This window comes from Pilosibacter sp. NGB245 (assembly GCF_057397225.1).
Map to the genome: position 1 here is coordinate 2,833,084 of NZ_CM171584.1, position 20,283 is coordinate 2,853,366.

A 20,283-nucleotide genomic window follows, 5' to 3' on the forward strand; every position below is an offset into this window, starting at 1 on the left:
CGCACATCGGAAAGCCGGACGACTTTCCCCTCTTCGATTGAAGAGCAATTATACATCTCTCCCACACATGAAAGGGAGAAATAAAAAATGAGGTGTCTCTCTATGAAAAAAACAGTTCTCGTCACCGGCTCCTCCCGCGGGATCGGGCGGGCCGTGGCTTTAAAATTTGCTTCCTGCGGATACCGGGTCGTGATCAACTGCGCCAGAAGTGCGGACCGGATGGAAGAAGTGAAAAAAGAAGTGGAGGCGCTCGGTGCAGAGTGCCTGGCGGTACAGGCGGATGTCGGAAATCCGGAAGACTGTAAGCGCCTGTTTCAGGAGATCGAGTCCCGCTTCGGTCATGTAGATGTCCTCGTAAACAACGCCGGGATCTCCATCATCGGGCTCTTACAGGACTTGAGCTTTGAAGACTGGAACCGGATCGTCTCCGCGAATCTCTCCTCCGTCTTCCACTGTGCAAAACTCGCGATCCCAGGCATGATCCACAACCACAGTGGCAAGATCATCAATATCTCCTCCGTCTGGGGAGTCTGCGGCGCGTCCTGTGAAGCGGCATATTCCGCGACAAAAGGCGGCGTCAACGGACTCACGATGGCTCTCGCAAAAGAACTCGCCCCGTCGAATATCCAGGTCAACGCGATCGCCTGCGGCGCGATCGACACCGAGATGAACGGTTTTCTCTCCGAGGAAGAACATGCGATGCTTTTGGATGAGATCCCGGCCGGACGCATGGGAAAACCCGAGGAAGTCGCTGACCTCGTCATGAAACTCGTCGAAGCACCGGAATATCTGACCGGTCAGATCATTAAAATGGATGGGGGCTGGATCTAATCCGCCCCCATTGTTTTAACTTTCTTATTTTTATACAAGATCCGGCAGCTGTTTCCAGGATGTCAATCCTGCCTCTAAAATTTCTTTTCCACTGCTATAGGTCTTTTCTCCTCCCATATCGTACCGGTCAAAATCCACGCAAAATAATGAAAATGCGATCACTTTCCCTGTTTCCATCACGATCTGTACATTCTGTTTCACGGTCTCTAAGCTATGTCCGTCCGGAACATATTTCGCATAAGCTGGAATCCATTCAGCTGCAAGAATATCTGCATCCACAGACAAATATAAAAGATCTGTCTGATCCGCAAGTTTTTGTATTTCTTCTTTCCATTTTTCCGGATCATCAAATATTTCTCCAGAAACTTTTTTACTACCAGCATTTTTCAGATTCTCATCAAATTCCGGGATGTTCATTCGACCATCACTAACCAGGATATGCTCTCCTGCAATCGGGACTGTTAAACCACAAACTTTTTTTCTATAATCTTCAGCTGTCTGTCCCACCATGACAGAAACAGGAACGCCAACCAATCTGATATCTAACGATTCTGTAGTTTCTGCAATTCGATTGTCTGCATGAGCATCGATCCATATCACTCCGATTTTCTTATCCGGACCAACTGCACGTTCAATTCCTCCGGCAATCGCAGGCGCATGCGCGCAGTATCCACTGGACATCAGAATTCCGTTTCCTTCTTTTATTTCTTTGCAAACCAAATCCGAAAGATTTTTCAATACTCCTTCATAGGGCTCACATTTTTCCCTTCTTTCAAAGTCTGTTTTGAAGACTTTATAATCAACTCCCGCTTTTTGGTAAGTTCCAGACTCTTTATAATAAGTAGTATCCCTTGGATCTCTGTACTCCCGTATCGATGACAGGATCCGTTTTCTTTCTTTGGTGCTCGTATCGAATCTCCATTCGTTATAGCAATATTCATTTTCGATAATTGATAATCCATTTAGTTTTCTCATATTTCTAATCCCACCTTACCCCTTCTTTTTCAGATTGACAAGACATAAAGCTACCATAAAAATAACCGCATGAATTACCGTAAAGATCATCGCTGCCATCGCTCCGCGTTTCACAACAAATGGGAACAGAATTGCGAGCATTGCAACACAATAAAATGTATTGATTGAATATGCAATAGAGAAATCTCCCATTGCCTCTGACTTGAAGTCCGGATCGACCATTCTCGTTAATAAAACGCCGGTAATAAAATCACCAGTGAGCATTCCCAACGGTCCCATCGATTTTTCGATCCAGTCTTTGCTCAGATACATTTTATCAAGGAATAAAAGTACACTCACTGTCACAACAAATCCTAAAACAGAAGTTGTAAGCAGCGGCAGCCAATATTCAGCGATCATTTCGATCGGCATACTGAAAATAGCCGCTGTTACAATAAAATCTGTGACACATCCCTGAATTCTGCTTTTTATATTTGCATCAAAATACTGTTCGCAATTTAACTTGCGCACTGCAAACCAGATCACATACATCGACATTAACATCCAGAACCATGAGCTTAAATACGTCAGACCAGGGATTTGATACTTATTGATCATGTAGTTAATGACATATCCAGCACCAACAGAGAGGAAAATAAGTGCTAAATGCAGTCCAAGTGTATCAATGCTTCCTCCTGCAGTTGTAATGCGGCCTGCTGAAGGACATTCATCTACTGTACTGTATAATCCTGTTTTCATCTCTTTCGGAAGCGCACCTGGATCTTTGACATAATTGGTTAATCCTTTTCTGGAGACGATATTGATTACCGTGATTCCGATCATGATTCCACCGACCATACCGATCGTAGAAAACGTCATCGCCATACCCTGGGCAACTTCCCAATAGTCCTGACCAAGATTCTGCAGGATTCCTCCGACTGTAGCCGCTGTTCCATGTCCTCCGCAAAAGCCGAGCATCATTTCCAGTCCATATCCGGAGTACATCTCAAGACCAAGCTTTGTAAAAACAATATTGGTTAGAAATCCAATTGCAAATTGTAACGCACTGATCAAAGAAATGATAATTCCCAGCTTGATTGCATCGATCCGTTGAAACAATTCACCCTTTTTTAATTTCTGACTGCACATCGGTAATGCCGCAATGATCAGTGCAAAAAAACGACCTGGCATATTAGAGGCAGTTGTCATGATCTCGTCTGAAATCGGCAACACTCCCAGCATTCTCGGCCCTAAAATCAGTCCGATAATCCCGCCGATCACACAAGCCGGAAGAAAAAGGTTTTGAAACAAACTAACTTTTGCACGCAAAAAAGTGCCAATCAACAGCAAGGTACCAACTAATGCCATTGTTTTCAATAATACATCAATCTGTGATCCTGTCATAATCTTCCTCCTTTATTAGTTGCTTTGTGTTTTATAATATAAAACCAGGTTTTATAATTGAGCTCATTTTTATTATAAGAACACTTTTTCTGTCTGTCAAATATTTTTTCACAATAGGAACTTATTTTTTATTATGTTTTATATTGTAAAACGTTCTGTGATATGTTATGATTAATCCGGAGGTATTCTTATGGATAATTTGGAAAAAAACGTAAAAACAATTCAGTCGGTTCATCGCGCTCTTGATATCCTGGAATTCGCAGTTTTCAGTGGGAATGGTCAAAAGCTTTCAACAATTACCGAACATTGTCATCTCAATAAAACAACTGCTTTTCATTTGATTAAAACCCTGGAAGCACGCGGGTATCTGGAACAAAGCCCTGATACGCTTTCATATAAAACAGGCGGAAAGGTCTTCGAACTCGCATCAAAGGCATATCAGAATATTAATCTCACCACCATTTGCCAGCCATACCTTGAGCAATTGGTTTCCGAGTTTAATGAAACGGTCGGAGTCTATCACTACTCAAAAATCAATGGTCTCACTCAGGTTCTATGTACCAGCTACGTTGAATCCACTCATCCAGTGCGTGTTTCTGTTGCTGTCGGAAAATGGCTTCCTTTGATGCACACTGCTTCTGGCTATATCTTCTTATCCAGTCTTTCCAGTGATGCATTGAAAGAGATTTTGATTTCAGAGGGACATTCTTCACTCAGCGATTCTGATTTTTCCTCATTAAAAGAAAAATTGGAAAAAATACATACTTCCGGAATCTGCCTGGAACAGGAAGAATATGAAGAAGGTGTCGTAAATATAGCTGTTCCAATTTATAAATATACCGGACGTCCGATCGCAGCCATATGTGTAAGTATTCCAGTTCAAAGAGCTCAGGAAGAACTTTTAAATAAGATGACAGAAAAACTCAAAAAAATTTCTCGCGAGATTTCTTCGCTTCCTCTATAGTAAAAAGGTCCATGCAAATATCTGTCTCGATACCTGCATGGACCTTTTCTTAGCTATTAAAACCAACTTTTCGTTTCTATAATCCGCCGGATCCCAAATTCCGGCTGTTTTAATAATTGTTCCAGCAGATCCCTGTTTTCCGCTGAATTTTCTATCTGTCTCACAAAGAGATACGCGGTGCGGGAGAGTGCTGAAATCCGTTCTTTCGCAGATCTTTCTGTGACCATTTCATCATTTTCCAGAGACATTACAGGCTCTACATCTTTCCCTCTGCCCTCTCCGGTTCTCTTCCCATACTTCCCGGGATTTCTGAAATACTCCGCCATCTCCAGCTCTTCCGCTGCCACGGCGCCAAGCACAGCCATTTTCGCTTTCGTATAAAGATCCCCATCGTAGAACCCCGGCATCACAAACGAATACAGGAAATAGAACAGGAGCCGTTCCGTACAGACTTCCGTCTCCGGCATATTCCGGCGGAACTCCTGCTGCCGTTCCTCATACCGGCTGCGGCTGTCCTCCGAATGATACAAAAACGTCCTGCTGCGCTCCAAAAGTTCCGGGAATCCGTGTCCGATCGGGGAGAGGGATGCAAACTCGGCGAAAAAATCCGCCATGAGGGAAAAACGCTCTTCCAGGTTATGCATGTCTGCCTTCCCTGGTGTGTATACATCGTTAGTTTTTTTCCAATCTTTTTTCCTGTGATCGGCTTCTTTCAATCTTCCCGGCACGCTTTCTTTCGCCCGCTCCACAAGCGCCTCCACGCCAGCCGTATCTTCTCTTCTCAGTCTTCCCTGCACGTCATGACAAAATGCCAGGATCCGCCTCATGCGAGCCCAAAGCGGCATTCTGCGGTCTCCCGCCATCGCGAACACCTGCTCCCTGACGGAAAACCAAAGCGCCAGGCGCTCCTCATCGATCCCGTCCGTATTTCCTTTTCGCTCCGGCATGTTCCTCGTGATAAGCCGGAAATCCTCCGACAGGATCAGTCTCGCCGCCTCCGGGCAGGAACATAAAAGCTCCACCTCGTGGATATCTCCAAAATCCTCCACATGCCTCGGATAGCGCCTGCAGGTCCTCGTCATCGCCGCTTCCCCGTATTCCCTGCAGAGATCACAAAGCCCGTCCCCAGCAAGGAACGGGCATCTGTCTCCGTCCGGGATAATGAGACGGCGGCGGACTGATCTTCTCAGGCGCTCTGCCAGCTCACTTTTCCCCTTCCGGAGTTTCTGATATGTTTTTTCCGTCTCCCTGTCCACGGTGATCTCCCATCCGATACAGCAGGTATCCGGACATTCCCCCGCAAGACAGCGAAACTTTTTATAATAACCTGGATAATGAATGATCAAGCGTTCTTAGCCTCTCTCTCCTCACGTTCCCGCTCCGCCTGGGACTTTCTCAGATAGTCCGGCTTATGCTCCATGGCGGTCTCCGTCTTTCCTTCCGCAAAGTAGACAGCCCCCAGAGCGGCCACAGAAGCGGCTCTCTGTCGGTTTACATGGGCCGGGGCAAGATCGTAAGGCACAGTCATTTTTTCCGATATCTGCTTCTCGTAGACCGGCACACCGTCACCTAAGAAGATCACGCGCTCTCCCATTCCATTTAACTTCCCGATCAGCTCGCCCATATCCATCGCATCCTGATCCATCACGGTCTCAAATTTCTTCTCAAAGCGATAGATTCCCGTGTAGACCTGGTTTCTTCTCGCATCCATAATCGGGCAGATCAGGCCGGAAGCGCCAAACAGGTTGTACGCTGTCGCGTCAAGCGTCGGAACATGGATCAGCGGCTTATTTAATGCCAGTCCAAGTCCCTTCGCAGTCGCAGAGCCGATCCTGAGTCCCGTAAAGGATCCCGGACCGCCTGACACCGCGATCGCATCGATCGTGTTCAGATCGATCCCGACAAGTTTTACCATCTCATCGATCATCGGCAGCAGAGTCTGTGAATGGGTCATCTTGAAATCCACCGTATATTCCGCCATCGTGATCCCATCCTCATAGATGGCCGTCGATGCCACCAGTGAGGAGCTCTCAATTCCTAAAATCCGCATCTATTTGTCCTCCACCGTGATCTTTCTGTAATCAAAACCTTTCTCCAGGTTCTTTTCGATCGTGACGGTCTTCACATGTTCCGGCAGGATCTCCTCGATCATGTTGGACCACTCGATGAGCGTCACACCATCCCCGTAGAAGCAGTCTTCGTATCCGACCTCATCCATCTCGCTGATGTCGCCGATCCGGTACACATCAAAATGGTACAGCGGCATTCTTCCGCTGTCATACTGCTGGACGATCGTGAAGGTCGGGCTGTTTACCGGCTCCGTGATTCCGAGTCCCTCAGCAAAGCCCTTCGTAAAAACTGTTTTCCCGACGCCAAGATCGCCGTTCAGACAGATCACTTCGCCCGGCTTTGCCTGTTCCCCAAGCATTTTTCCAAAGGCGAAGGTCTCCTCCGGTGCATTTGTTTCCTTTATCATGCCTTTAATCCTTTCGTCTTCTTCGGCGGAAGATTCCGCTTGCAGAAATCAACAAACTCCTGCTTTCTCCCTTCAATGGACCGGAATGGCACAAGATATCCGTTTGTCGGTCCGACCTTGATGATATACATATTCGGGATCCGAACGACTTTCCAGATCTGATCCCATTTCAACTCTCCGGTCACACCGGCCTGTTCGACCCCGATCTGCTCATCCGAAACGTCAAGATTGATCGGCGTTGAGTATCCGGTCGTTTTCGCATGCGCCTTTGCCTTCATCCAGATCATGATCGGCTGGACAAACACAAAAAGGATGATACAGCCCAAAAGCATGACTCTCTGCATCACTTCCACTGAGCTCCATGCGTATCCGAGGATCCCGATGACCAGGATCAGGAACACGAACGTAAAGATCCCGGCAAATCCCGAATAAGCGCTGTACATAGAGAAATCAAAAATATCTCTCGCTGTCATTTTCACCTGAATTTTCATACCAATTTTTCCTCTTCAAATGCCGTCCGGATCCGGTTCATACACTCCTCGATGACGCTGCGCGGGGAAGCGACGTTGATGCGCTCAAATCCGCGTCCCTCATCACCGAAGATATATCCCTCATCCAGAGCGACCTTTGCTTTCTTCTGCATCAGTTCTTCCAGTTTTTTCTCATCCCGGTCAACGTATCCGTTGAGATCAAGCCACGCGAGGTAGGTTCCCTCCGCCTTGACGAGATGGGCCTTCGGAAGGTATTTCTTTAAATATTCGTCGATATACGCGAAGTTTCCATCCAGATAGTCCTTCAGCTGCTCCAGCCACTCTTCCCCCTCTGTGTAGGCCGCGATCATCGCCGTCATGCCCAGAGCGGAAGCGCCGTCCATAGACAGGCTGCCATTCACATAGTCTTTCCACTTTTTCTGAAGCTCTTTATTGTGGATCACGATGTTGGAGGTCTTCATTCCGGCAAGGTTGAAGGTCTTGCTCGGCGCCGTGCAGACAACGATCCGGTCCGCATACTCCGGAGCCACATTCATGATCGGTGTGAAGGTCACGCCGCGGCGGATCAGATCGCAGTGGATCTCATCGCAGATGATCCATTTGTCATATTTTTTACAGATCTCAACCGTCTTTTTAAGCTCATCTTCTGTCCAGACACGGCCTGTCGGGTTATGCGGGCTGCACACCACGAGAACCTTGTTTGCCGGATCCGCCATCTTTCGATCAAGATCTTCAAAGTCGATCCGGTAAGCACCGTTCTCATAGATCAGGGCGTTATCTACCGGAATGCGGCCGTTGCTGTTGGCCTTATTCGTAAATGGATAGTAGATCGGGCGCTGGAGAACGATCCCGTCCCCCCGCTCCGTGAGGAGGTTGATGAGCGCTGCATAGGCAGCCACAACGCCCGGACAGAAGAACAGGTTCTCTCTGCTCTCATCCCAGCCATAGCGCTTCTTCATCCAGCCTGTCACAGCGTCCATACACTCGTCCGCATCGTACATGGTGTATCCGAAGATTTTCCGGTCGATCCGCTCATGGAGAGCCTTTAAGATCGGTTCTGCGCAGGCAAAGTCCATATCTGCTACCCAGAGGGCAAGAGAATCCTTGTCCGCTCCCTTCGGCAGGCGCTCAACCTTCATTGCATGGGTTCCCTTACGATCGATCACTTCATCAAAATTGTACTTCATGAATGACTCCTCCATTTCTTCGGCTCGCCGGATGCTTCTCCGTCTGACCTGTTTATTCATTTTTATCTGGTTCGTCTCCTTAAAAGCCTTATATCTCTGGCATTCCTACGCTAAAATCAGTTTCTTACTGCCGCAGGGATTTCAGGACTTTTCCGCCAATTAAATATTCCTTCATATCGACAATTTAGAATTTATTCCTCGTCCAATATCATAGATAAGGAAATTCTTTTCTTCGCCATATCCACTCCGAGAACCTTCACCTCAACGATATCCCCTACGCTGACCGCCTCAAGCGGATGCTTGATGTACTTCTTGGAAAGCTGGGAAATGTGCACAAGACCGTCCTGATGGACACCGATATCTACGAAAGCGCCGAAATCAATGACGTTTCTGACGGTTCCCTTTAAGATCATTCCCGGTTTTAAGTCCTTCATATCGAGGACATCTGTTCTGAGGATCGGTTTCTGCATCTCCTCACGCGGGTCTCTCGCCGGTTTTTCCAGTTCCTTTACGATATCCTTTAAGGTCTCCTCACCAACTTCCAGTTCCTCTGAGAGCTTTTTATAATCCATGATCTTCTTTGAGATCCCGGCAGCTCCGCCTTTTGTGATCTCCTCCGGCTCTACATGGACACGTTTTAACAATTCCATCGCCGCCTTGTAGGACTCTGGATGCACAGACGTTCCGTCAAGCGGGTTATCCCCGCCCGCGATCCTCATAAATCCGGCACACTGCTCGAACGCCTTCGGGCCGAGCTTTGCGACCTTTAAGAGCTGGCGGCGGTTTGTGAATGCACCGTTCTCCTCACGGTAAGCGACAATATTTTTCGCGATCATCTTTGACACGCCGGAGATGTACTCCAAAAGGGATGCCGATGCTGTGTTCAGGTCAACTCCAACCTTGTTTACGCAGTCCTCCACAACATTCCCGAGCGCCTCACCGAGGTGTTTCTGGTTCATATCATGCTGATACTGACCGACGCCGATGGCCTTCGGATCGATCTTTACAAGCTCTGCAAGCGGGTCCTGGAGACGTCTCGCGATGGAGACAGCACTTCTCTGACCTACATCAAATTTCGGGAATTCCTCTGTCGCAAGCTTACTGGCAGAATATACGGAAGCTCCCGCCTCGTTTACGATCACATACTGGACGTGTTCCGGGATCTCCTTGATAAACTCCGCGATGATCTGCTCAGACTCTCTGGAAGCAGTTCCGTTTCCGACGGAGATCAGGGAGATCTGATATTTCTCGATCAGCTTCTTTAAGGTCTTTTTCGCGTCCTCGACCTTATTCTGCGGTGCGGTCGGATAGATCACAACGGTATCGAGGACTTTTCCGGTCGCATCAACGACAGCCAGCTTACAGCCGGTACGGAACGCCGGGTCCCATCCAAGAACAACGCGTCCTGCGATCGGAGGCTGCATGAGAAGCTGTTCCAGGTTCTTTCCGAATACCTGGATCGCGCCGTCCTCCGCCTTTTCCGTCATGAGATTTCTGACCTCACGCTCGATCGCCGGAGCGATCAGACGGTTATAGCTGTCCGCGATCACTTCCTGCAGGATCGGAGTTGTCACCGGGTTTTCTCTCGTGATCACCATCTTGTTCAGATAGCGCAGGATCTTCTCCTCCGGAGCCACGATCTTTACAGTCAGGATCTTTTCCTTCTCGCCGCGGTTTAAGGCGAGGATCCTGTGTCCTGCACACTTTCTCACGAGTTCCTCGTGGTGATAGTACATCTCATAGACAGATTCTGTCTTCTCATCCTTTGCCTCGGAGACGATCGATCCCTCTTCCTTCGTCACGTTTCGGATATAGGCGCGGTATTTCGCAACCTCGGAGATCCGCTCCGCGAGAATATCCTTTGCGCCGTCGATCACTGCTTTCACGTTCGCAACGCCTTTTTCCTCTGATACATACGGGGCCGCAAGAGTCTCGATCGGCTCCTTCGCCATCTGCAGCATAATCGTATCGGCAAGCGGCTCAAGTCCTCTTTCCTTTGCAACGCTTGCTCTCGTCTTTCTCTTCGGGCGGAACGGAAGATATAAGTCCTCGACCGCCACCATCGTCTCAGCATCCTCGATCTTTTTCTTCAGATCAGCGGTAAGTTTTCCCTGATCTTCGATCGCCGCGAGGACCTGGGTCTTACGTTCTTCCAGTCCTCGCAGATATTTTAATCGTTCATCCAGGTTTCTTAATACCTCATCGTTTAAGGAACCGGTTACTTCTTTCCGGTATCTGGCAATAAACGGAATCGTGTTTCCCTCATCGATCAGATTTACGGCTGCCTCGATCTGGCTCCGTTTTACCCCTAATTCCGCTGTCAGTACGCCTAAAATGTCCATGTTGTTTCTCCTTCTGGTTCTTCCCCGGACGGCTCCAGGCTGCCGGAGATGTCAATCTCCATTATAATTCAATCCATCCTCTTATGCAACTTAAATGTGGACATGCGCGGCGTTTCATGTTAAACTATACGGTAACTGTTCCGTGTCATTTTTCCGCGGCGCGGACAAGTTTCACATACATTTAGGAGGAATTTTCATGACAGATTACGACGATCAGAATTCATCTGAATATAAAGACCAAACCACTGAAACAGCTCCTGCAGAACAGACCGGTCAGCAGATTTCATCCCCGGCAGACGGACAGGCTACAAACCAGCAGTCCCCGGACAATAGGCAGATGCCTCCTCAGAATAATGGACAGGATCCTTACTGGCAGAACCCAAATAACCAGCAGATCCCTCCTCAGAACAACGGACAGAATCCTTACTGGCAGAACCCAAACAACCAGCAGATCCCTCCTCAGAACAACGGACAGAATCCTTACTGGCAGAACCCAAACAACCAGCAGATCCCTCCTCAGAACAACGGACAGAATCCTTACTGGCAGAACCCAAACAACCAGCAGATGCCTCCTCAGCATAACGGGCAGCCGCCCTACTGGCAGGATCAGCCGCAGCGCCCAAGACGCGAGAAAAACTCATTCGCAGCGATGTCCCTGATCAGCGGTATCTTCGCGATCCTGACGCTCTGCTGTTTCGCATTCCCGGTTGCGATCATCTGCGGAGTCGGCGCGATCTGTTTCGCGATCATCTCCAAACGCGGGCAGGCATTCCGCGGAACAGCCATCGCAGGCATCATTCTCGGTGTGATCGCCATTCTCCTCGGTGTCGGTGAATTCTTTTATGCTCTGACGATCACCAACTTGATGAAGGACCCGGCCAACGCGGCAGCTTTCAACCAGTTCTTTGAACAGTTTCAACAGCAGTTCGGGATCAATTAATCTTTTGTTTCAAAAGCCGGTTGATCACCTTTTATGACAATCGAAAAGCCACTGTTCCCTTCCATCGATCACAAAAAGATCGCGGAAGAAGAACAGTGGCTTTCCTTTTTTCCATATGACGCAAAAAAACCGGCAGAACACGCATAAAACGTATTCCACCGGTCTTAAGTTCTGCCGTACGGCTAATTGCTATACAGAATTAAACGAGCTCGATCAGAACTGCCATAGCACCGTCGCCCTTACGCTGACCGATCTTGATGATTCTTGTGTAACCACCGTTACGGGAAGCGTACTTCGGAGCGATCTCGTTGAACAGCTTGTTTGTAAGATCAACTTTCTTTGTGTTTTTCTTCTTACCAGCTGCTGCTGTCGGAACCTCTGTTACGTCATAAAGAGCTTTTACCATCTGTCTTCTTGCATGAAGTCTGGACGGCATGTCCTTCTTGATTTCCTTCTCAACTTCGTCGTATACAGTAACTTTCTTACCGTCAACAACTTCTTTTACTCTCTTGCCGTTAGCGTCCTTGCGGGCAACTTTAGCAGTAACTTTTACAGTCTCGAAGTTATCTTTCTCTTTTACTGCAAGAGCGATCAGGCTCTCAACGATCTTTCTTACTTCTTTAGCTCTAGCCTCAGTTGTAACGATCTTTCCATGATATAAAAGGTTTGTAGCCTGGATTCTAAGTAATGCTTTTCTCTGACTGGAAGTTCTTCCGAGTTTTCTATAACCTGCCATGATTTAATTCTCCTCCATTTGTGGAACAGCCGCCCACGCATCTTTGGACTTACTGGACTGCCGCCTTTTTCTCCATAATGAGTCGCTCTACGCCCGTCCGTGCTTCTTTGGACTTACCATCCGGGTGTGTATCACAACTAAATTTTACTGTTCGTCACTTGAATTGAGCTGTAAGCCCAGTTCTTTTAACTTTGCAAGTACTTCCTCGAGGGACTTACGACCAAGGTTTCTAACCTTCATCATATCCTCAGATGTACGGCTGCAAAGCTCTTCAACGGTATTGATACCGGCTCTCTTGAGACAGTTGTAGGAACGAACGGATAACTCCAGCTCGTCAATGTTCATCTCAAGAACTTTCTCTTTCTCGTTGTTCTCCTTTTCAACCATAACCTCTGCAGTCTTTGCATTCTCAGAGAGGTCGATGAAGAGATTCAGATGCTCGCTTAAAACTTTAGCAGCAAGGCTGACTGCCTCGTCCGGATCAAGTGTTCCGTTTGTGTAGATCTCAAGTGTGAGCTTATCGTAGTCTGTCTGCTGACCAACACGGGTGTTCTCAACGGACATGTTGACACGCTCAACCGGTGTGTAAATGGAATCTACAGCGAGAACTCCGATCGGAAGATCGTCGCTCTTGTTCTTATCAGCGCTCACGTAGCCACGGCCGTTGGTGATCGTAAGTTCCATGTAGAACTTGCTGTCTGCACCGCCGCTTAATGTTGCGATCACCTGATCCGGGTTGAGGATCTCGATGTCAGCATCTGTCTGAATGTCAGATGCGTGGATCACGCCCTCGCCCTCGAACTCGATGTACGCAGTCTTCGGCTCGTTTGTATCGCTGTTGTTCTTAATTGCTAAGCTCTTGATGTTCATGATGATCTCAGTTACATCTTCCTTAACGCCGGAGATGGAGCTGAATTCATGAAGTACACCATCAATTTTCACCTGGCTGACAGCAGAACCCGGTAAAGAAGAAAGCATGATTCTTCTCAGGGAATTTCCCAGAGTTGTGCCGTAACCCCTCTCAAGCGGTTCTACGACAAACTTTCCGTATCTTTTATCTTCGGAAATCTCAGCAATCTCAATGTTTGGTTTCTCAAAATCGAACACAAAAAGCCCCTCCTTTTGGGTATGCTTTGACAAATGCCACGGAGCATTTTAGAACACAAAGCATCCGGCCGAAAAAAGGCCAGATACTTTGTAAAAACCGCTCCGGTGAATTATTTGGAGTATAACTCGACGATGAGCATCTCGTTTACAGGAACGTCGATTTCTTCTCTTGTCGGAAGAGTTTTGATCTCGCCCTTTAAGTTCTCATGGTCAGACTCTAACCATGCCGGAACAAGACGACCAGCTGTGGTCTCGAGAACCAGCTTGTAGTGGTTGTCGCCTTTGTTCTTTTCTCTGATCTCAACAACATCGCCAGCCTTTACAAGGTAGGACGGGATGTTTACGCACTTGCCGTTTACAAGAACGTGCTTGTGGTCAACGATCTGTCTAGCTTCCTTTCTTGTTCTTGCGAAACCAAGACGGAAGATAACGTTGTCAAGTCTGCGCTCAAGAAGGATCATAAGGTTTTCACCTGTCTGTCCGTTTAAACGCTCAGCCTTATCGTAGTAGTTACGGAACGGCTTCTCCAGAACGCCATAGATGAACTTAGCTTTCTGTTTTTCTCTTAACTGAAGACCATACTCACTGATCTTCTTGTTTGCTCTCTTAGATTCTCTGTTGGATTTTTTATCTATTCCTAAATAAATGGGATCAAGGTCAAGGGATCTGCATCTTTTAAGAACAGGAACTCTATCAACTGCCATTTTATTTCCTCCTAATTAGACTCTTCTACGCTTTGGCGGACGGCATCCGTTGTGCGGAACCGGTGTTACGTCCTTAATGCTTGTTACTTCAAGACCACATGCCTGAAGGGCACGGATAGCAGCCTCACGGCCTGATCCCGGTCCTTTAACCATAACGTCTACGGATTTTAAACCATGTACAAGAGCTGCCTTAGTTGCAGTTTCTGCAGCCATCTGTGCTGCATATGGAGTAGATTTCCTTGAACCTCTAAATCCCAGACCGCCTGCACTTGCCCAAGATAAGGCATTACCCTGTGCATCTGTTAATGTCACGATTGTGTTGTTAAAAGATGACTGGATGTGCGCCTGTCCGCGTTCAACGTTTTTCTTTACACGCTTTTTTGTCACTTTTTTAGCAGTGGACACTTTTTTAGCCATTTTAAACTAACCTACTTTCTCATTTACTGAACCCTGTTTCCTGTCTTTAAAACATGCAACGTGATTCATAACATTTGTTACTGATTATTATTTCTTCTTGTTTGCAACAGTCTTTCTCGGACCCTTGCATGTTCTTGCGTTTGTCTTGGTCTTCTGACCACGGCAAGGAAGACTCTTTCTGTGACGAATACCTCTGTAGCATCCGATCTCCTGAAGTCTCTTGATGTTTAAAGCGATCTCACGACGTAAGTCACCTTCAACAGTCTGAGTCTCAGCGATTACTGCTGCAATGTTCTTTACTTCGTCATCGGTTAAATCCTTTACACGAGTGTCAGGATTTACACCAGCCGCAGCAAGAATACGGTCTGCACTTGCTCTACCGATACCGTAGATATAAGTTAAGCCGATTTCGACACGTTTTTCCCTTGGTAAATCAACACCTGAAATACGAGCCATGAGTGGTACCTCCATTTAAATATTGTAGAAATAGTTATTGCCGACACGACAACGCACTCTCGCGTTTCATGTCAAAGCCGCGCGAAAAAATACAGGCAAATATGCGGCATCAGCCCTGTCTCTGTTTGTGCTTAGGATTTTCACAGATAATTCTGATACTGCCTTTTCTCTTAATAACCTTGCACTTCTCGCAAATCGGTTTTACTGATGATCTTACTTTCACAGTAATTCTCCTTTCCTTCGTAGTCCGCTTCCCTTACTGCCGGAAACACACCGATTCCGTGCCATCTGGAAACGGCATTACGGGTTGCTATACCTGTATAAAAAGCACCTGAAAATGGGCATAATACAAGCGTTCCAACAAAGTTCGCTTGAGCATTATAACACTTCCTTACAGGAAAATCAAGCATTTTTGCTGGTTTTCTTCAACTTTTTTCTGCCCGTCCTCAAAGATACTATTTATCTCTCCAAATGATACGTCCCTTGGATAAATCGTATGGGGACATCTCTAATGTTACCTTGTCTCCCGGAAGAATACGGATGTAGTTCATACGCAGTTTTCCGCTGATGGTTGCTAAAACCTTGTGGCCATTTTCAAGTTCAACCTGGAACATGGCATTCGGCAGTTTCTCTACAACAACGCCTTCGATCTCGATTACGTCAGCCTTAGACATAAAATTTACCTCCTGTTTGCTTTCTTAATGATCTGGACATGTTTTTTATTTTTCCGGAGGACCCGGCCGTTCTCTGCAAGCAGAGAAACGTATGTTCCAAGGTCCTCCGTTATGACATAGATTTTATCCTTGTCATTTCCGGCAAGTGATCTCGCCAGGAATCCCGGGGTCATCTCCATGCGGGGCCTCCTATTCAAGGCCCGGACGCAGGGAGAGAATCTCCGGCTCGCCCTCGGTGATGAGGATCGTATTCTCATAGTGAGCGGACAGGGCATGATCTGCTGTAACAACGGTCCAGTCATCGTCCATCCAGATTACATCCGGTGTACCTGCATTGATCATCGGCTCGATCGCCAGTGTCATGCCCGGCTGCAGAAGGATCCCCTTTCTCTTCGTTGCGAAGTTCGGGACCTCCGGATCTTCATGAAGGTGGGTACCAATTCCATGTCCAACCAGCTCGCGGACAACGCCATAGCCGAATTTCTCGGCATATGCCTGGATTGCCGTGGAGATGTCATTCAGATGATTGCCTGCTTTTGCAAATTTAATACCTTCGTAAAAGCACTGTTTTGTCACATCCATCAGTTTCTGTGCTTCCGGGGAGACGTTTCCTACTGCCCAGGTGCGGGCTGCGTCGGAATGGTATCCTTTATAAATCGTTCCCGCGTCAAGGCTGACGATATCGCCTTCCTTTAAAATGCGGTGCTTATTCGGGATACCATGTACGATCTCATCGTTTACGGACACGCAGATGGATGCCGGATATCCATTATAATTCTTAAAGGACGGAATGCATCCATGGCTGCGGATCAGGCGCTCTCCCAGCTTGTCGATGTCCATCGTGGACATTCCCGGATGAACGGCTGCATGCAGCTCCTCGTGTACCTGCGCCAGAATTTCTCCGGCTTTTCGCATCAGTTCGATCTCTCTCGGCGATTTAATTGTTACTGCCATTCTTTTAAGCTCCTAAAATCTTTGTGATAGCCTCAAATACCTGTTCCATATTCTGCGTTCCGTCTACGGTGTAGAGGACGTGCTTATCCGCATAGAAGCTGATGAGCGGGCGCGTCTGCTCATGATAAACAGAAAGACGTTTTGTAACAGTCTCCGGCTTATCATCATCTCTTAAAATGAGTTCAGCGCCGCACTTGTCGCAGATGCCTTCCTTCTTCGGAGCAGCATATACGATGTGATAGGTCATTCCGCACTTTACGCATGCACGGCGGCCTGCCATACGGGTAACGATCTTCTCATCCGGTACGTCGACATCGATCGCGAAATCGATCGCCTCTCCCTTTTTCGCAAGAGCCTCTGTGAGAGCCTCTGCCTGCGGGATCGTACGTGGGAATCCATCGAGGATGTATCCCTCTTTGCAGTCCGGCTGGCTGATCCTGTCCATAACAAGGTCAACAGTCAGTTCATCCGGAACAAGAAGTCCCTGGTCCATGAATGCTTTCGCTTTCTTTCCAAGTTCTGTTCCGTTCTTGATATTAGCCCGGAAGATATCTCCGGTAGAAATGTGCGGGATTCCGTACTTTTCCGCGATTCTCTGTGCCTGGGTTCCTTTTCCGGCACCCGGCGCGCCCAACATAATGATCTTCATAATTGTTATTTCCTCCACTCGTCCTAAAAAACCGAAAAAGCGGGCGAAAAGCATCTTTCCGCCCGCTCCGATTTTCAGCACGCAGCTGCTGCTATTTCTCTGTCAAATCAGTCATTTAAGAATCCCTTGTAATTTCTTACAAGCATTAAAGACTCCACAGCCTTGATCGTCTCGAGGATAACACCTGCAATAATGATCAGGGATGTGCCGCCGAAGGAAAGATTACCAACGGAGAAGAGACCGGATGCGATGATCGGGATAATGCACACGATCACCAGACCGCAGGCTCCAATAAATACAATATAGTTTAAGATATTGTTAAGGTAGTCCGAAGTTGGCTTACCTGGGCGGATGCCCGGGATAAAGCCGCCGGATTTCTTCATATTATTAGCAACTTCCAGCGGGTTAAACGTAATGGACGTATAGAAATACGCGAACAGTACGACTAATACGATATATACGAGCAAACCAATGGAGTAAGCCGGAGCTTCCGGTTTAAACCAGTTGGATGAGCTCAGCGCTAACAGGATCTTTCCACCGATTGTTGAATAATCTACGTGGAAGAACTGAGCGATCATGACCGGCATGGACATGATGGAAGAAGCAAAGATGACCGGAATAACGTTTGCGGTGTTTACCTTCAACGGAATGTAGGTAGACTGTCCGCCGATCATTCTGCGGCCCTGCATCTTCTTGCTGTACTGTACCGGAATTCTGCGCTCCGCATCATTTAAGATGATAACGAAGACAAAGATCGCAATGATGATCGCCAGTACAATAATGCATGCTACTGTTGCAACTGCAACTGATTTGCCTGCCATAAATCGCTCATATAATGTCATCATATCCTGTGGAGTACCAGATACGATATTGATCAGAAGTACGATGGAAATACCGTTTCCGACTCCATTGTCTGTAATCCTCTCGCCAATCCACATCAGAAGAGCGGAACCTGCGGTCATAGCTGCTACAACCGTGAGGTATCCCCAGACATTGCGGTGATCTTCGAGAAGAAGTCCTTTACCGCCAAGGCCGACTGCCATTGCACAGGACTCGAAAAGAGCCAGGCCAACGGTAAGATATCTGGTGTACTCTGCGATCTTCTTTCTTCCGTCCTCACCATCCTTCTGCATTTCCTCAAGTTTCGGAATTGCAATGGTAAGCAACTGCATGATGATGGACGATGTGATATACGGGGTGATGCTCAGCGCAAAGATCGACATGGAGGAGAAAGATCCTCCTGTGATCGCATTGAAAAATCCCATTCCAGATGACTGAAGATTGGAAAAGAAATCATGCAGATAGCTGGGATCAACGCCCGGAATCGGAAGACAACAGCCGATTCGGATGACTACAAGCATCATGAAGGTGTAAAGAAGTCTGTCGCGGACTTCTTTCACCTTAAATGCCTTCTGTAAGGATTTTAGCATATTAGATCACCTCGCAGGTTCCACCTACTGCCTCAATTTTAGCTTTTGCGCCTTCACTGAAAGCATTGGCTTTAACGACAAGTTTCTTTGTTAACTCTCCGTTACCAAGAATCTTAACGCCGTCCTGCGGGTTTTTGATCACACCTGTCTCCAGTAATGTCTCAACGGATACTACGGAGTCATTCTCAAATCTCTCTAATGCGCTTACATTAATTCCAACGATCTCCTTGGAGTTGATGTTTGTAAATCCTCTCTTCGGAAGACGTCTGTATAACGGCATCTGGCCGCCCTCGAAACCAGGTCTCGGTGCGCCGGAACGTGCCTTCTGGCCCTTATGTCCCTTACCAGCTGTCTTACCATTTCCAGAAGCGTGTCCACGACCTCTTCTGAAACTATCACTGTGTTTAGATCCTTCAGCAGGATGTAAATTAGATAAGTTCATCACTGCACCTCCTTACTTATATCTATTAGATCTCTTCAACTTTTACCAGATGTCTGACATTCTGGATCATGCCTCTAACTGCACCATTATCCGGCATCTCAACAGTCTTGTGCATCTTCTTTAAACCAAGTGCCTCGATTGTTGCTCTCTGCTTCGGAACAGCGCCGATAGGGGATTTTACTAATGTGATTTTTAACTTCTCTGCCATTTTATTATCCTCCTATTAGCAAACAACGTCTTCAACAGATTTGCCGCGGTTCTTAGCAACCTCTTCCGGAGTCTTTAATTTTGTAAGACCCTCGATTGTTGCGAGAACTACGTTTGTCTTGTTGTTGGAACCTAAAGACTTTGTACGGATGTTCTTGATGCCTGCAAGCTCTACTACGGAACGAACCGGACCACCAGCGATGATACCAGTACCTTCCGGAGCTCTCTTAAGAAGTACGGAAGCACTTCCGAACTCTCCAAGGAAGTCATGCGGGATACTATTGTTCTCATCCATCGGGATCTCTACAAGGTTCTTCATAGCAGCCTCTTTACCCTTACGGATAGCTTCCGGAACCTCACCTGCTTTACCAAGGCCTGCGCCTACGTGACCATTGCCGTCTCCTACTACTACCAGAGCGGAAAATCTCATGGTACGTCCACCTTTAACAGTCTTGGATACGCGCTTAATGGCAACAACTTTGTCATTTAACTCTAACTGACTTGCGTCAATGATTGTACGCTTCATGCTGTTTTCTCCTCTCTATTAGAATACGAGACCAGCCTCGCGGGCTGCATCTGCTAATGCCTGAATCTTACCCTGATAAATGAAACCGCCTCTATCGAAAACGACCTCTTTGATGCCTTTCTCGATTGCTCTCTTAGCTACTACGGTTCCGATATATGCAGCTGCATCAACGGTATCTGTGTTCTCTAACTCTGCTTTGATCTCTTTCTCAAGAGTAGAAGCAGATACTAAAGTATGTCCAACGGAATCGTCGATGATCTGAGCATACATATGATTATTGCTTCTGAACACTGCTAAACGCGGTCTCTCTGCTGTACCAGCAAAGCGATTGCGTAATCTATAGTGTTTTTTTCTGCGGATTTCGCTTCTTGACTGCTTGCTAACCATTTTTA

General features: G+C 47.2%; 26 protein-coding genes. 3 read left to right on the top strand and 23 right to left on the bottom strand.

Translation table 11 applies throughout. From position 1 onward, the window contains the following. The first annotated feature begins 102 nt into the window (after positions 1 to 102). A complete protein-coding gene (gene ymfI, locus ACXMYH_RS12595) occupies positions 103 to 831 on the top strand; it encodes an elongation factor P 5-aminopentanone reductase (protein WP_486555014.1) in 729 nt (242 codons plus the stop codon). A gap of 30 nt (positions 832 to 861) precedes the next feature. Here the strand turns inward: ymfI and ACXMYH_RS12600 are convergent, their stop codons facing one another. Together ACXMYH_RS12600 and ACXMYH_RS12605 are read right to left on the bottom strand one after the other, a co-directional pair. After that, positions 862 to 1,806 (bottom strand): arginase family protein, encoded by a 945-nt coding sequence (locus ACXMYH_RS12600; RefSeq protein WP_118298704.1) that lies wholly within the window; start codon positions 1,804 to 1,806, stop codon positions 862 to 864. A gap of 15 nt (positions 1,807 to 1,821) precedes the next feature. After that, the gene (locus ACXMYH_RS12605) at positions 1,822 to 3,189 is read right to left on the bottom strand and encodes a sodium/glutamate symporter family protein (protein WP_215701837.1); all 1,368 of its coding nucleotides are present in this window, start codon (positions 3,187 to 3,189) and stop codon (positions 1,822 to 1,824) included. Positions 3,190 to 3,379: 190 nt separating this feature from the next. Between ACXMYH_RS12605 and ACXMYH_RS12610 the strand changes: the two genes are divergently transcribed. Next, positions 3,380 to 4,153, top strand: coding sequence for an IclR family transcriptional regulator (locus ACXMYH_RS12610; RefSeq protein WP_118532573.1), 774 nt, complete (start codon positions 3,380 to 3,382; stop codon positions 4,151 to 4,153). Between the two features lie 56 nt (positions 4,154 to 4,209). Here ACXMYH_RS12610 and fliB read toward each other — a convergent pair whose 3' ends face one another. The 6 genes from fliB to ACXMYH_RS12640 form a co-directional block, all read right to left on the bottom strand. Then, the gene (gene fliB, locus ACXMYH_RS12615; protein ID WP_486555015.1) at positions 4,210 to 5,499 is read right to left on the bottom strand and encodes a flagellin lysine-N-methylase; all 1,290 of its coding nucleotides are present in this window, start codon (positions 5,497 to 5,499) and stop codon (positions 4,210 to 4,212) included. Further along, entirely contained in the window at positions 5,496 to 6,203 is a 708-nt protein-coding gene (gene tsaB / locus ACXMYH_RS12620; protein WP_215701834.1) for a tRNA (adenosine(37)-N6)-threonylcarbamoyltransferase complex dimerization subunit type 1 TsaB, read from the bottom strand. The genes fliB and tsaB overlap by 4 nt, the downstream gene beginning before the upstream one ends. Further along, positions 6,204 to 6,629, bottom strand: coding sequence for a tRNA (adenosine(37)-N6)-threonylcarbamoyltransferase complex ATPase subunit type 1 TsaE (gene tsaE, locus ACXMYH_RS12625; protein ID WP_021905508.1), 426 nt, complete (start codon positions 6,627 to 6,629; stop codon positions 6,204 to 6,206). Continuing rightward, the gene (locus tag ACXMYH_RS12630; RefSeq protein WP_486555016.1) at positions 6,626 to 7,120 is read right to left on the bottom strand and encodes a YcxB family protein; all 495 of its coding nucleotides are present in this window, start codon (positions 7,118 to 7,120) and stop codon (positions 6,626 to 6,628) included. Before ACXMYH_RS12630 ends, tsaE begins: the two co-directional genes overlap by 4 nt. Next, entirely contained in the window at positions 7,117 to 8,307 is a 1,191-nt protein-coding gene (locus ACXMYH_RS12635; protein WP_486555017.1) for a MalY/PatB family protein, read from the bottom strand. The genes ACXMYH_RS12630 and ACXMYH_RS12635 overlap by 4 nt, the downstream gene beginning before the upstream one ends. 191 nt (positions 8,308 to 8,498) lie before the next feature. Next, positions 8,499 to 10,649, bottom strand: coding sequence for a Tex family protein (locus ACXMYH_RS12640; RefSeq protein ID WP_486555018.1), 2,151 nt, complete (start codon positions 10,647 to 10,649; stop codon positions 8,499 to 8,501). 196 nt (positions 10,650 to 10,845) lie between these two features. Here ACXMYH_RS12640 and ACXMYH_RS12645 point away from each other — a divergent pair, with 196 nt between their 5' ends. After that, the gene (locus ACXMYH_RS12645; protein WP_486555019.1) at positions 10,846 to 11,589 is read left to right on the top strand and encodes a DUF4190 domain-containing protein; all 744 of its coding nucleotides are present in this window, start codon (positions 10,846 to 10,848) and stop codon (positions 11,587 to 11,589) included. Positions 11,590 to 11,788: 199 nt separating this feature from the next. Here the strand turns inward: ACXMYH_RS12645 and ACXMYH_RS12650 are convergent, their stop codons facing one another. From ACXMYH_RS12650 to rplR, 15 genes are all read right to left on the bottom strand, one after another. Beyond that, positions 11,789 to 12,325 carry a bL17 family ribosomal protein gene (locus ACXMYH_RS12650; RefSeq protein WP_118532559.1) on the bottom strand — a complete coding sequence of 179 codons (537 nt, stop codon included), beginning with the start codon at positions 12,323 to 12,325 and terminating at the stop codon, positions 11,789 to 11,791. Positions 12,326 to 12,469: 144 nt separating this feature from the next. After that, positions 12,470 to 13,432: a DNA-directed RNA polymerase subunit alpha gene (locus tag ACXMYH_RS12655; protein WP_118298697.1), complete on the bottom strand. Its 963-nt coding sequence runs from the start codon at positions 13,430 to 13,432 to the stop codon at positions 12,470 to 12,472. Positions 13,433 to 13,542: 110 nt separating this feature from the next. Then, positions 13,543 to 14,136: a 30S ribosomal protein S4 gene (gene rpsD / locus ACXMYH_RS12660; protein ID WP_015553822.1), complete on the bottom strand. Its 594-nt coding sequence runs from the start codon at positions 14,134 to 14,136 to the stop codon at positions 13,543 to 13,545. 15 nt (positions 14,137 to 14,151) lie between these two features. Next, entirely contained in the window at positions 14,152 to 14,553 is a 402-nt protein-coding gene (gene rpsK, locus ACXMYH_RS12665; RefSeq protein ID WP_015553823.1) for a 30S ribosomal protein S11, read from the bottom strand. Positions 14,554 to 14,640: 87 nt separating this feature from the next. Next, positions 14,641 to 15,009 carry a 30S ribosomal protein S13 gene (rpsM, locus tag ACXMYH_RS12670; RefSeq protein WP_015553824.1) on the bottom strand — a complete coding sequence of 123 codons (369 nt, stop codon included), beginning with the start codon at positions 15,007 to 15,009 and terminating at the stop codon, positions 14,641 to 14,643. Positions 15,010 to 15,118: 109 nt separating this feature from the next. After that, entirely contained in the window at positions 15,119 to 15,232 is a 114-nt protein-coding gene (gene rpmJ, locus ACXMYH_RS12675; protein ID WP_003022746.1) for a 50S ribosomal protein L36, read from the bottom strand. A gap of 232 nt (positions 15,233 to 15,464) precedes the next feature. Then, a complete protein-coding gene (gene infA, locus ACXMYH_RS12680; RefSeq protein ID WP_015553825.1) occupies positions 15,465 to 15,683 on the bottom strand; it encodes a translation initiation factor IF-1 in 219 nt (72 codons plus the stop codon). A 5-nt stretch (positions 15,684 to 15,688) separates the two neighbouring features. Then, positions 15,689 to 15,862, bottom strand: coding sequence for a KOW domain-containing RNA-binding protein (locus ACXMYH_RS12685; protein WP_182426560.1), 174 nt, complete (start codon positions 15,860 to 15,862; stop codon positions 15,689 to 15,691). A 10-nt stretch (positions 15,863 to 15,872) separates the two neighbouring features. Then, complete coding sequence (gene map, locus ACXMYH_RS12690) at positions 15,873 to 16,637, bottom strand: type I methionyl aminopeptidase (RefSeq protein ID WP_118532557.1); 765 nt, start codon at positions 16,635 to 16,637, stop codon at positions 15,873 to 15,875. Positions 16,638 to 16,641: 4 nt separating this feature from the next. Then, positions 16,642 to 17,286 (bottom strand): adenylate kinase, encoded by a 645-nt coding sequence (locus tag ACXMYH_RS12695; RefSeq protein WP_118532555.1) that lies wholly within the window; start codon positions 17,284 to 17,286, stop codon positions 16,642 to 16,644. 107 nt (positions 17,287 to 17,393) lie between these two features. Then, complete coding sequence (gene secY, locus ACXMYH_RS12700; RefSeq protein ID WP_485663095.1) at positions 17,394 to 18,716, bottom strand: preprotein translocase subunit SecY; 1,323 nt, start codon at positions 18,714 to 18,716, stop codon at positions 17,394 to 17,396. A gap of 1 nt (position 18,717) precedes the next feature. Next, entirely contained in the window at positions 18,718 to 19,158 is a 441-nt protein-coding gene (rplO, locus tag ACXMYH_RS12705; RefSeq protein ID WP_118298693.1) for a 50S ribosomal protein L15, read from the bottom strand. 25 nt (positions 19,159 to 19,183) lie between these two features. Next, positions 19,184 to 19,366 carry a 50S ribosomal protein L30 gene (gene rpmD, locus ACXMYH_RS12710; RefSeq protein WP_015553830.1) on the bottom strand — a complete coding sequence of 61 codons (183 nt, stop codon included), beginning with the start codon at positions 19,364 to 19,366 and terminating at the stop codon, positions 19,184 to 19,186. A 15-nt stretch (positions 19,367 to 19,381) separates the two neighbouring features. After that, entirely contained in the window at positions 19,382 to 19,891 is a 510-nt protein-coding gene (rpsE, locus tag ACXMYH_RS12715; protein ID WP_118321375.1) for a 30S ribosomal protein S5, read from the bottom strand. Between the two features lie 18 nt (positions 19,892 to 19,909). Further along, entirely contained in the window at positions 19,910 to 20,278 is a 369-nt protein-coding gene (gene rplR / locus ACXMYH_RS12720; RefSeq protein ID WP_015553832.1) for a 50S ribosomal protein L18, read from the bottom strand. Positions 20,279 to 20,283: the final 5 nt, after the last annotated feature.

Excerpts from the sequence above, each read along its gene's own strand:
- ymfI (WP_486555014.1), top strand. The coding sequence starts at position 103 with ATGAAAAAAACAGTTCTCGTCACCGGCTCCTCCCGCGGGATCGGGCGG.
- ACXMYH_RS12600 (WP_118298704.1), bottom strand. The coding sequence starts at position 1,806 with ATGAGAAAACTAAATGGATTATCAATTATCGAAAATGAATATTGCTAT.
- ACXMYH_RS12605 (WP_215701837.1), bottom strand. The coding sequence starts at position 3,189 with ATGACAGGATCACAGATTGATGTATTATTGAAAACAATGGCATTAGTT.
- ACXMYH_RS12610 (WP_118532573.1), top strand. The coding sequence starts at position 3,380 with ATGGATAATTTGGAAAAAAACGTAAAAACAATTCAGTCGGTTCATCGC.
- tsaB (WP_215701834.1), bottom strand. The coding sequence starts at position 6,203 with ATGCGGATTTTAGGAATTGAGAGCTCCTCACTGGTGGCATCGACGGCC.
- tsaE (WP_021905508.1), bottom strand. The coding sequence starts at position 6,629 with ATGATAAAGGAAACAAATGCACCGGAGGAGACCTTCGCCTTTGGAAAA.
- ACXMYH_RS12630 (WP_486555016.1), bottom strand. The coding sequence starts at position 7,120 with ATGAAAATTCAGGTGAAAATGACAGCGAGAGATATTTTTGATTTCTCT.
- ACXMYH_RS12635 (WP_486555017.1), bottom strand. The coding sequence starts at position 8,307 with ATGAAGTACAATTTTGATGAAGTGATCGATCGTAAGGGAACCCATGCA.
- ACXMYH_RS12640 (WP_486555018.1), bottom strand. The coding sequence starts at position 10,649 with ATGGACATTTTAGGCGTACTGACAGCGGAATTAGGGGTAAAACGGAGC.
- ACXMYH_RS12645 (WP_486555019.1), top strand. The coding sequence starts at position 10,846 with ATGACAGATTACGACGATCAGAATTCATCTGAATATAAAGACCAAACC.
- ACXMYH_RS12650 (WP_118532559.1), bottom strand. The coding sequence starts at position 12,325 with ATGGCAGGTTATAGAAAACTCGGAAGAACTTCCAGTCAGAGAAAAGCA.
- rpsD (WP_015553822.1), bottom strand. The coding sequence starts at position 14,136 with ATGGCAGTTGATAGAGTTCCTGTTCTTAAAAGATGCAGATCCCTTGAC.
- rpsK (WP_015553823.1), bottom strand. The coding sequence starts at position 14,553 with ATGGCTAAAAAAGTGTCCACTGCTAAAAAAGTGACAAAAAAGCGTGTA.
- rpsM (WP_015553824.1), bottom strand. The coding sequence starts at position 15,009 with ATGGCTCGTATTTCAGGTGTTGATTTACCAAGGGAAAAACGTGTCGAA.
- infA (WP_015553825.1), bottom strand. The coding sequence starts at position 15,683 with ATGTCTAAGGCTGACGTAATCGAGATCGAAGGCGTTGTTGTAGAGAAA.
- ACXMYH_RS12685 (WP_182426560.1), bottom strand. The coding sequence starts at position 15,862 with ATGGAGATGACCCCGGGATTCCTGGCGAGATCACTTGCCGGAAATGAC.
- map (WP_118532557.1), bottom strand. The coding sequence starts at position 16,637 with ATGGCAGTAACAATTAAATCGCCGAGAGAGATCGAACTGATGCGAAAA.
- ACXMYH_RS12695 (WP_118532555.1), bottom strand. The coding sequence starts at position 17,286 with ATGAAGATCATTATGTTGGGCGCGCCGGGTGCCGGAAAAGGAACCCAG.
- secY (WP_485663095.1), bottom strand. The coding sequence starts at position 18,716 with ATGCTAAAATCCTTACAGAAGGCATTTAAGGTGAAAGAAGTCCGCGAC.
- rplO (WP_118298693.1), bottom strand. The coding sequence starts at position 19,158 with ATGAACTTATCTAATTTACATCCTGCTGAAGGATCTAAACACAGTGAT.
- rpmD (WP_015553830.1), bottom strand. The coding sequence starts at position 19,366 with ATGGCAGAGAAGTTAAAAATCACATTAGTAAAATCCCCTATCGGCGCT.
- rpsE (WP_118321375.1), bottom strand. The coding sequence starts at position 19,891 with ATGAAGCGTACAATCATTGACGCAAGTCAGTTAGAGTTAAATGACAAA.
- rplR (WP_015553832.1), bottom strand. The coding sequence starts at position 20,278 with ATGGTTAGCAAGCAGTCAAGAAGCGAAATCCGCAGAAAAAAACACTAT.